This is a genomic window from Nocardia cyriacigeorgica (genome assembly GCF_010858045.1).
Taxonomy (GTDB): Bacteria; Actinomycetota; Actinomycetes; order Mycobacteriales; family Mycobacteriaceae; genus Nocardia; species Nocardia cyriacigeorgica_E.
In genome coordinates this window covers 1-624 of the sequence record NZ_JAAGVC010000102.1, presented here as the reverse complement: position 1 = coordinate 624, position 624 = coordinate 1, and the positions used below count along the sequence as shown (strand labels likewise).

2 protein-coding genes are annotated in these 624 nt (G+C 66.3%); both read right to left on the bottom strand.

Annotated elements, in window-relative coordinates; all coding sequences use genetic code 11:
- Positions 1 to 66: 66 nt before the first annotated feature.
- Positions 67 to 243 carry a hypothetical protein gene (locus tag GV790_RS28890; protein ID WP_163817990.1) on the bottom strand — a complete coding sequence of 59 codons (177 nt, stop codon included), beginning with the start codon at positions 241 to 243 and terminating at the stop codon, positions 67 to 69.
- Entirely contained in the window at positions 243 to 551 is a 309-nt protein-coding gene (locus tag GV790_RS28885) for a hypothetical protein (RefSeq protein WP_163817988.1), read from the bottom strand. The genes GV790_RS28890 and GV790_RS28885 overlap by 1 nt, the downstream gene beginning before the upstream one ends.
- Positions 552 to 624: the final 73 nt, after the last annotated feature.

Below are 624 nucleotides of genomic sequence, written 5' to 3'. Positions count from 1 at the left end.
CCCAAGTACTGGGTGCTCGGGTGATCGACATCGGTGTGCCGCAGCAGGTCTGCCAGTCGTCGGTGTTCATGCCGCCCACCCGTCCAGGTCGGTGTCCCAGCCGGGAGCCGAGCCGGTTTCGGCGAGCAGGTGGATGGCGACGGCGACGGGGTCGAGGCCACCGCGTTCGAGCTGGCAGCGACGCCGGGAACGGATGTCGATGACGGAGTCGATGTTGTCGCGGGTGATCTTGGTGTTGCTCATCAGTTGGTCTCGCTTTCGTGGATGCCGCACACCGTGCACACGGCCGGGCGGGAGGAACGGAACAGTCGGGCCGGGACCGGAAAGAAGTGGCCGGCCTCTTGGCAGCGGGCAGCAGCGCGGCAGCCGTCGCACCAGACGCGGTCACCGTCGTAGATCCAGCCCAGGACAGCGGAGCGGTGGGACAGGTGGCTGACGGCCTGGTGGACCGAGGTGAAGCAGATCGATTCGCTGGTGTTCTCGGTGTAGGGGTCGCCGCAGCCATCGCAGTAGACGACGACGTGGGTTTCGGTCACAAAGCCCCGTTTCATGCCGCCACCAGCCCATCCGGGTCGTCGTCGCCGGGGAGGTAATCAGGGTCGAATTCGGAGTAGTCGCCTTTCG

What these genes read in the sequence shown, in the direction of transcription:
- GV790_RS28885 (WP_163817988.1), bottom strand. Translation starts at nt 551, where the DNA reads ATGAAACGGGGCTTTGTGACCGAAACCCACGTCGTCGTCTACTGCGAT.
- GV790_RS28890 (WP_163817990.1), bottom strand. Translation starts at nt 243, where the DNA reads ATGAGCAACACCAAGATCACCCGCGACAACATCGACTCCGTCATCGAC.